The sequence below is a fragment of the Belliella filtrata genome, from assembly GCF_022549775.1.
In the GTDB taxonomy this organism is placed as follows: Bacteria; Bacteroidota; Bacteroidia; order Cytophagales; family Cyclobacteriaceae; genus Belliella; species Belliella filtrata.
Map to the genome: position 1 here is coordinate 1 of NZ_JAKZGP010000101.1, position 9,034 is coordinate 9,034.

Annotated in this window: 7 protein-coding genes; 4 read left to right on the forward strand and 3 right to left on the reverse strand. The window is 35.6% G+C overall.

What is annotated here, in order from left to right; translation table 11 throughout:
- The first annotated feature begins 360 nt into the window (after positions 1-360).
- From MM239_RS20080 to MM239_RS20095, 4 genes are all read left to right on the forward strand, one after another.
- Positions 361-2,526 (forward strand): ATP-binding protein, encoded by a 2,166-nt coding sequence (locus MM239_RS20080; RefSeq protein WP_241350118.1) that lies wholly within the window; start codon positions 361-363, stop codon positions 2,524-2,526.
- Positions 2,527-2,587: 61 nt separating this feature from the next.
- On the forward strand, positions 2,588-4,585 hold the full coding sequence (locus MM239_RS20085) for an ATP-binding protein (RefSeq protein ID WP_241350119.1): 1,998 nt from the start codon (positions 2,588-2,590) through the stop codon (positions 4,583-4,585).
- A 233-nt stretch (positions 4,586-4,818) separates the two neighbouring features.
- Positions 4,819-5,250 (forward strand): response regulator, encoded by a 432-nt coding sequence (locus MM239_RS20090; protein WP_241350120.1) that lies wholly within the window; start codon positions 4,819-4,821, stop codon positions 5,248-5,250.
- A 6-nt stretch (positions 5,251-5,256) separates the two neighbouring features.
- Positions 5,257-6,285, forward strand: a complete 1,029-nt coding sequence (locus MM239_RS20095; protein WP_241350121.1) for a PAS domain S-box protein — start codon at positions 5,257-5,259, stop codon at positions 6,283-6,285.
- Positions 6,286-6,383: 98 nt separating this feature from the next.
- On the opposite strand, the gene MM239_RS20100 is transcribed toward MM239_RS20095, so the two are convergent.
- The 3 genes from MM239_RS20100 to MM239_RS20110 form a co-directional block, all read right to left on the reverse strand.
- Entirely contained in the window at positions 6,384-7,043 is a 660-nt protein-coding gene (locus tag MM239_RS20100; protein ID WP_241350122.1) for a transposase, read from the reverse strand.
- 159 nt (positions 7,044-7,202) lie between these two features.
- Positions 7,203-7,919: a transposase gene (locus tag MM239_RS20105; protein ID WP_241350123.1), complete on the reverse strand. Its 717-nt coding sequence runs from the start codon at positions 7,917-7,919 to the stop codon at positions 7,203-7,205.
- A gap of 96 nt (positions 7,920-8,015) precedes the next feature.
- Positions 8,016-8,501: a hypothetical protein gene (locus tag MM239_RS20110; RefSeq protein WP_241350124.1), complete on the reverse strand. Its 486-nt coding sequence runs from the start codon at positions 8,499-8,501 to the stop codon at positions 8,016-8,018.
- Between the last annotated feature and the right edge of the window lie 533 nt (positions 8,502-9,034).

A 9,034-nucleotide genomic window follows, 5' to 3' on the forward strand; every position in this document is an offset into this window, starting at 1 on the left:
ATAAATCTTATTAAGGATGTGTGGTAACACCTAAATAAGTGAAAAAAAACGAGCCAAAAAAGCCTGAATACAATTAATTCAGCCACTTTTTTGGCTTTTTTAATTATTCACTTGCGGATTTAAGGAATAAACTAAAAAGAAATGAAATTTCATGATTTATAAACTAATTTTTTAGATGTTTTTTTTATATGACTCGAATTCATGCATAGAAATCAATTGTCAACCTTCATTTTCAACTATTTTGAAAAAATGCTGTAGAAGAAAATTTTATAGTTTTGATTTAATTCAATTTTTTCGATCTTGTTAATGTTTTGAAACACTAGATTTAGCTTTCAAGATTAATTCTATCCTTGCCTAATCATGCCCCAAGAACCACAGCAGTTTCAGTCAATTTTTGATATGATACCCACACCTATATGGGTAGAAGATTTTTCTGAGGTGAAAAATCACCTGATATCAATCGGCCTATTCGATTTGGACGAAAACGAGGTGAGATTTTTTCTTCAAGAAAACTTAGAAATCGTCAATAGCTGTATAGCAAACTTCAAAGTAGTCTCCTTAAATCAAGCTTGCGTCGAACTTCATAAAGCAAAATCGAAAGAGGATTTGCTTAAGAATATGCACAAGATATTCTCATTAGACTCATTGAACACTTTTATAGAGCAATTAGTCTGCATTTGTACCAAAAAGTACTACTTCGAAGGAAAAACTACTGTCAAAACCTTCACCAATGAAATAGTAAGTATTCTTATCAAAAGTAAGGTAATGATAGGCTATGAAGATAGTCTATCTAAAGTAATCGTGACGACGGAGGATATTACTAATCAAGTCATTCAACTTGAAAGTTTGCAACGTAATGATTTTCACTCTAGTAATGAGCGATTTATTTATGCATCTCAAGCGATATCTGATGCTATTTGGGACTGGAATGTAGAAACTGGAGAGGTATTTTGGAGTTCGGGATTTTATTCACTTTTTGGTCATAAACCCGGGATCAGAAAAGAAAAAGAAGATGTTTGGGAAAACAATATTCACCCTAACGACTATCCTTTTATAAAGTCAAGTTTGGATGCGGCCAAGTCAAACCCTAATCAGCTGAAATGGTCTGCTACCTACAGGTTCAGAAAAAATGACGGGAATTATGCCTATGTATCAGAGCATTCTTTGATATTGAGAGACAAAAATGGAAAAGCTGTAAGAATGATAGGTGCGCTTCAGGATATCACTTCTCAAAAAGAGTCTGAAAAATCAATCATTCAAAAGACCAAGTACCTTCAAGTAATTGCAAGCCTTGTGGAGTCGCTCCTATCCTTTGAAAGTTGGGAAAGTGTACTGGTAAGAAATTTGGGCAAAATTGGCGAAGCTTCTGATGTGGACAGGGTTTATTTACTGGCAAATCAGACAATAAAAAACACCAACAAACTCTGTTCGAAAAAACAATATATTTGGTCTAAGCTAGACGAAGAGACGAGCAAGACAACAGATTCAGAGTCTTCATTTAGTTTAGAAGACTTCCCAAATATCTATAGGCAAGCACTCAAAAAGGAAGCGTATAGTATCAAATTATCCAGTGTAGAAAATCCACATCTTAAATCATTTATGGTTGAAAATAGGATACAATCGTTACTCTTGATTCCTATTCATTCTAAAAATACATTATTTGGGTTTTTAGGTTTTGATGAATGCCAGTATGAAAGAGACTGGACAGAAGAAGACATTTCCTTTCTTCAGACGATTGCAAATAACTTTGGAAATGCTATAGAAAAGGAAGACTTTGAATTGTCACTTCAAAAGCTAAATCTTGAGCTGAAAGAAAGCAATCATGAACTTGAGATTTCAAATGGAGAATTAGAGCAATTTGCCTTTGTAGCCTCGCATGATCTTCAAGAACCCCTTCGAATGATTACCAGTTTTTTGTCATTATTAGAAAAGAAATATTCAGATCAACTTGATGAAAAAGCAAAATCCTACATCAATTATGCTGTAGATGGTGCATTTAGAATGCGACAGATTATTCTAGACTTATTGGAATTTTCCAGAGTTGGCGGAAAGTCCAATATTGAAATCACTAGATTTGAATCAGTCCATGCCATCCTTGAAGCTTGCGATTTATTGGCAAAAAAAATCATAGAAACCAACGCCAAGATTAACATGGGAACATTCCCAATCATCCAAACCAATAAAAGTGCCTTCATTCAACTTGTACAAAACATCCTCTCTAATTCATTAAAATATTCGAAAAAAGGCGTCTATCCAGTTATTTCGATAACATCCAAAGACGTTGGGGATTCATGGGAATTTTCAATAGAAGATAATGGTATAGGCATACCCAAAGAATATCACGGCAAAATCTTTAACGTGTTCCAAAGATTACATGATAAAAACACCTATTCAGGTACTGGAATAGGATTGGCTATATGTAAAAGAATTGTGGATCATATTGGAGGACAAATAGGATTAGATTCCAGAGAAAATATAGGAAGTAGGTTTTATTTCACCATACCTAAGCGAGTAAAAGGGCTATAGTGAAAAAACAAGTTCTCAAAATTGCCAATAAACACATTTATCAATTTGATTTAACTTTACATTGAAAGGAATATATAAGTTTAGCATTCTACATAAGCACCCAATTGCTCTTGGTATTTTCGTCTTTATGGTGATTAGTGGACTTCAGTATTTTACTGTAAAAGATTATGAATTAAAAAAAAGAAATGAAAAGCAATACACTAATGAATACGCTTTGCTTATTGAAAAGCAAATTAATTCAGCACTTTCAAATAGCATAGCAATTACAAGGGTTTTAGAATTTCTAGAAATAAGAGATAGTATCTCTTTTGAGGAATTCGAAATAGTTTCAAAAGACTTTTTGGAGACAAATACTTTCATAGACGCAATTCAACTTGTAGAAGGCGGTAAAATAAAATTCACTTATCCTTTGATTGGAAATGAAGCAGCTATTGGTTTTGATATTCTTAATGATTCAATTGCTAAAGTGGATGCAATGACTACCATTGAGAGAAGAAATCTCTATTTCGCAGGCCCTATTGTTTTAAAACAAGGAGGACTGGGGATCGTAGGAAGAAGGCCAATATTCAAATCTGGAGAGTTTTGGGGATTTGCAGCAGTAATAATTAAACTAAACTCTTTTATTCGTACAAGAGAGTTAGAAAATAGTGAATTGTCTAATTTTTATATTCAGCTTTCTATGATCAATAGGGTAACAGGTGAAGAAGAATTTTTTCTCCCAAAAAGTCAGGAAAAATACAATGGTTTTAAAAAAACAGTTTTTATGCGAGACCGAGATTGGATTTTAACAATACAGCTCAAAGAGTCTACTGCATTCCATGAAGTACTTCCATTTATGCTAATACGGATTTTTTTGTCGTTCCTATTAGGCTATATGACTTACTATATCGCTCGGACTCCTTCTATTTTAACAAAGTTACTAGAAGAACAATCTAAAGAAATCAAACAAAGTAATGAAAGATTCGAGTATGTAACTCAAGCTACGTCTGACGCTATTTGGGATTGGAATTTAGAAACAGGAGTAGTCTACAGGACTCCAAATTTTGAAAAACTTTTTGGCTATAAGTTAGCATTGTATCAAGAAAACATGAAATTTTGGCACAGCCTTATTGAAATAGATGAATTGAGGCAACTGCAAAAAGACCTTAGCGATTTTTTGAATAGTAACAGAAAAAATTGGGACGCAAGTTATCGTATACGGACTGCGGATGGTGATTTTGCTTATGTTTTAGAAAAAGGAATTGTCATTAAAAATGAAGAAGAAAAACCTGTTAGATTCATTGGTGCCATAGTAGATGTCACGGAAAGCAAAATCACAGAGATGGAATTGATCCACCTTAGTGAGGAACTGGCACTCAGGGCAAAAAAACTTGAAGCTTCCAATGAGGAGTTGGAACAATTTGCATATATCGCATCACATGATTTACAAGAACCATTGAGAATGATCACAGGGTTTTTAAATAGATTAGAAACCAAGTATACGGATAAACTTGATTCAAAAGCAAAAGAATATATTTATTATGCAACAGATGGTGCCAAAAGAATGAGGCAGGTTATTCTTGACTTATTATCTTACTCAAGAGTAGGTACTTTCACTGAGGAATTCAAAATGGTCTCTGTTGAAGAAGCCTTGAAAGAAGCTATCAAACTGAATAAAAGATTGATAGAAGAAAAATCAGCTCAAATCTCATGGGGAAAATTACCGAATATTTTAATTCAAGAAACGCCATTTGTCCAACTACTTCAAAACCTGATAGGCAACGGCATAAAGTACCACCGTCCCAAAACAATTCCAGAGATTCATATTACATGCTACGAAAAAACAAATGAGTGGAGTTTTGAAGTTTCAGACAATGGAATAGGTATCGAAAAAATTTATTTAGAAAAAATATTTATCATCTTCCAAAAGCTACATCCAAAATCCGAATATGAAGGAACAGGCATTGGGTTGGCAGTATGCAAAAAAATTATTGAAAAATTTGGAGGCGAAATTTGGGTTGAGTCAATACCCAATGAAGGAAGTAAATTTATATTTTCTATTCCTAAAAATTTGACTTAAAATATTTCGAAGCTACTATAAACTATCAATTGTTTCAAAAAATCATTTTGAATTGTGATTTCAACTCCAATTTAGAATCAATATAATTTATTGGGATTTTAGTTAAAGACACCATTTTTTGGTGGTAAATCTTAAGTTTAAAGAAAAACTGCTCAATCTTTTTTGTATATTCACAGAAATCAATTACTCATTGTTTTAAGTGATAAGCTTAAAAAAAGAAGATTTCCAAGTATATGAAAAATGTGCACATTTTATTGGTTGAAGACAACGAAGGAGATATTCTTTTGACACTAGAGGCATTGGAAGAAGCCAAGATTAAGAATACCACAAGTGTAGTAAAAGACGGCGAACAAGCCATTAAGTTTGTAGAAAAAATAGGAGACTATGAAAAATCTATGAGCCCTGATCTGATAATTTTGGATGTAAATCTTCCCAAATTGAATGGTCATGAGGTTTTAGAGTTTCTTAAATCTAATGACAAACATAAGCATATCCCTGTGATCATGCTTACTACTTCATCATCCCATAGAGACATTATGGCTTCTTACAAAAATCATGTCAATTGTTTTATTACTAAACCTATGGAAGCTGAAGATTTTATCAATGCCGTAAAAACCATTGAAACTTTTTGGTTCTCTTTAGTTACCTTACCAAACAATGGCTAAACTTTTATGAAAGACAAATACGAAAACATTAAAGTATTAGTAATAGAAGATAATCCAGGTGATTTTGTTTTGATCTCTGAATATTTAGAAGAGAGCTTTTCAACTTGTGAGATCGAACAAACAAAAACCTGTAAAGAGGCTATTTTAAAAAAAATTGACGATTATGATGTTGTACTTCTGGATCTCAGCTTACCTGATAGAAGTGGTGTTGAGCTTGTCACAACTGTATTGGGAGCAGCCAAAAACACTCCTGTAGTTGTATTAACTGGATATACTGACAAGACTTTTGCAATCAAAACTATAGGAATGGGTACCGCAGATTACCTCCTTAAAGATGAATTGAAGCCAGAGATTTTGCAGATGAGTATCATCTATGCGATAGAGCGTAAGAAAGTATTTAGTCAGTTAGAACTCTCTGAAAAGAGGTATAGAGAACTTTTTCATCTAAGTCCATTACCAATGTATGTATTCAACAAGGAAAATTTCAAATTTCTGGATGTAAATAAAGCTGCCATTTCGCATTATGGATATACCAAGGAGGAATTTCTTGAAATGTCTGTTTTTGACATTAGGCCAGAAGATGAAAAGGAAAAAGTGTATAATCTTATTACAAAAATCAACCCTTCATACCCTGGATACAAAGCTTCAAATATGTCTGGGCTATTTAAACATATCAAAAAAAATGGGGAGGTAATTGACGTAGAAATAAGCTATAACGACCTTGAATACCAAAGCCAAAATGCAATTTTAGTTTTGGCCAATGATGTAACTTTGAAGTATCAATATATTGACGCCATAGAAAAGCAAAATGCGAAACTTAAAGAGATCGCTTGGATACAGTCTCATGTAGTAAGAGCTCCTCTCGCAAGGTTGATGGGACTAATCAATCTTCTAAATGCTACAGAGGAAGAAATCCAAAAAGAAGATCTTAAAGAAATGCTTGTTCATATCATGGAATCTACGGAAGAATTAGACAAAATTATAAGAGAGATCACACTCAAAACTGAACAAATCAATATAGATTCATTTAAATAATCCTTTTTAAAGCTTTATCCGCAACACGCTAACTTGAATCTTTAATCAAATCAACATGTTGCAGATATATATTTGGTAATTAGGGTCTGCTGAAAAACTTACACAGCCAGCTTACTGAAAACCAGCCCAGATTCAAGTCTGGGCTGGTTTTTTACTTTTAACTTTCCTAAGTCAGCTATAATACTATTCACTATTGTCATTTTGAGCATCTCCCATGCTGAAAAACCCAGCCATAGGAGTGCCTCCCCGGCCAATTTGACCAGGTTGAGCACTAAGATGATGGAGGCTATCCACGATTGACTGGTATCTTTGAACCTTGCCCTGATACGGTTCATGCCGTACCCGTTCTTTGCCTGTCCGAATTTCCCTTCTATCGGGTTCCTCTCTCCTGGACTTACGTGGTTTTCCACGGCCTTGGCCGATGGTCTTCCCAATGGTTTGGCCGCCAGTTTTATCCCTTTTTCCTTCAGCCACTTCCTGTTTTCCCTGCTGCAGTACAGCTTGTCAGCAAGAACCTTTGCAGGGTAGAACCCAAACCTTTCCCGGTAATTTTCCAAGTATTCTGTAAGCTGGGAACCCTCGTTGTAAGCATCCCATGATACCTTGTCCAGAAAGGAGTAGCCGTCAACCATGCTCAGGTGAATCTTGGCACCAAACTCCGTCTTTGCCCTTGCTTTTCCTCTCACAATGGGGCGTACATGTGGTTCGTGGATACTCACTATCCTGTCCTCTACCTGATGGGTTTTGTTTTCATACATTTCGAGCTGTTGTATATAAAGCGTCTGGATGATCCAGTATTGGCGCTGCAGCTTATGCTCAAGGGGGAAGGTTTCAAAGACATCAAGCTGCTTTTCTAGCGTGTTGAAGTTTCTTCTGAGGTATTGGAGCTGTGCCTTTATCCCTTTCCTGATTGTTTTTCATGAGGGATTCCTGTTCTGGGCTACTTTCAGGTAGGTTTTCCTCGCTTTCTCCCGGTAAGTCCTGGGCTTTTTGCCTACACGGTTTTTGTAATGGAGTTCATCTATGATTTCCTCTGAGATTTCCCTGGCCTTGTTGAGCAGTCCTATATCAGTAGGGTAGGCAATATCCTGCGGGCAGACAGTGGCATCGAACATGACCTCACCCTTGTGGCTTACTCCTTCTCCTCCTGACGGGCCGTTGTCCTTTTTTTCTTTGTCCAGATTTGAAGCTGACCTTTCCATCGAAAAGCCGTGTATCTTTTCATTCATCTCTGCGATAAGCTCCTCACTCAGCCGCTTTCTGATATCCACAAACAGGGAAGGGTCAAAAGGGGCTTCTTTGGTATAGGAACTGTAGCCAAGAAAATACTGTAAATACATATTCTCTGTAATCTGGGTAACTGTCTCTCTGTCATCAAGATTGAGAATATGCTTGATGATCACTGCCCCGATCAATATGCGTGGGTTCAGTGATGGACGACCAGTCTGCCTTACAGGATTATGTTTGAGAAACAGACCAACGAGTTCATCCCAGGGAATCTGCTTGCTGAGAACAACCCAGCGGTTGTCGGGATCAAGCTGGTTATAAAATGGAGTCTCAAAACCTACTAATGTTAGCTGACTGGGACTGCTGTATTCACTGCGTGGTGCACGCCTTTTGGTTCTCTTTGCCATAATACCTTGCACTTGTACTCCCTGAAAATCAGAAAAAATCCCTGCAATTCCCAACTATTGAAAGATTTTATACTTTATCAGCAGACCCTAATTATTCTATGCAGACGCTTTGATCAGCTTGTCCCATTTCCTAACCAAAACACCCTCACCTACCAAATCAGAAAACAACTCTGCATCATAAAATTCCAATTGGTATTGCAGTTTTGATTTGGGAATTGTTATCCCTAAAGTAATGCTGTCTACAACCTTTCGCTTGTCAGAACCGCTTCCAACCAACCTTACATCTTCGTGGATATTAGTCTGAACATATTTTTCAAGATCAATTAATTTAGCTTGAAAACCTGAATTCCAATTGGCATAAACAAGCTTTTTCGTTGCCGTATCAAGGCCTATGAAATATTTCCCCCTCCAAAAATCCATCGATGACAAATTTAGTCCGTGACTTTTGACGAAGTCATTAATTTCATCCATAGCAGATGACTTTTTCCTTTTTGATTTATTGTATTGATAAATAAAGGGTATAGCAAACCCAATGATAGCAAGTATCGCTATCGAAAGTGTTAATATATCGAAATCGAACATGATTTTTTTCTTGATTAAGGTTGCAAAAAACACAACCAGGTAATAATGTGTTTGAAAATAATACGCACAGTCAATCACCTATGCCAATATGAGAATATCGAATAATCAAGTGAAAACTTAGTCACTTCACCTTCAATACCATCCAACATTTAACTTGTGATTTACCATGCAAATGAACACCACCCTCTATGCTACTTAGAATTCACTTTGAGAATGATTTCAGATTGATGTCACTATTACCAAAAAAAATGAGAAGGGAAGATAAGCTCACGGATACCAAATTTGACAAAAATAGATTTGGTGAGTTTAAAACAGCTTTTAAGTTTTACACCAAAATGCCATTCAAAACCATCTGATCCAATTACATTGAAAGGATCAAATTTGAAATCAAATTTAGCAATCGATCTTAACCCTACTTTGTCATGTTTCTGGGGATCTGTTTAAATTTCTTTGAATCTGGCGTCGATAAGCATAAAGGTGTTTGAGACAATAATCCATGGTACTCTCAAGGTTTTCCCACCTGCTAGAGATAG

Coding starts and splice junctions, on each gene's coding strand:
- MM239_RS20110 (WP_241350124.1), bottom strand. CDS start 8,501: ATGTTCGATTTCGATATATTAACACTTTCGATAGCGATACTTGCTATC.
- MM239_RS20105 (WP_241350123.1), bottom strand. CDS start 7,919: ATGGCAAAGAGAACCAAAAGGCGTGCACCACGCAGTGAATACAGCAGT.
- MM239_RS20095 (WP_241350121.1), top strand. CDS start 5,257: ATGAAAGACAAATACGAAAACATTAAAGTATTAGTAATAGAAGATAAT.
- MM239_RS20100 (WP_241350122.1), bottom strand. CDS start 7,043: ATGTATGAAAACAAAACCCATCAGGTAGAGGACAGGATAGTGAGTATC.
- MM239_RS20080 (WP_241350118.1), top strand. CDS start 361: ATGCCCCAAGAACCACAGCAGTTTCAGTCAATTTTTGATATGATACCC.
- MM239_RS20090 (WP_241350120.1), top strand. CDS start 4,819: ATGAAAAATGTGCACATTTTATTGGTTGAAGACAACGAAGGAGATATT.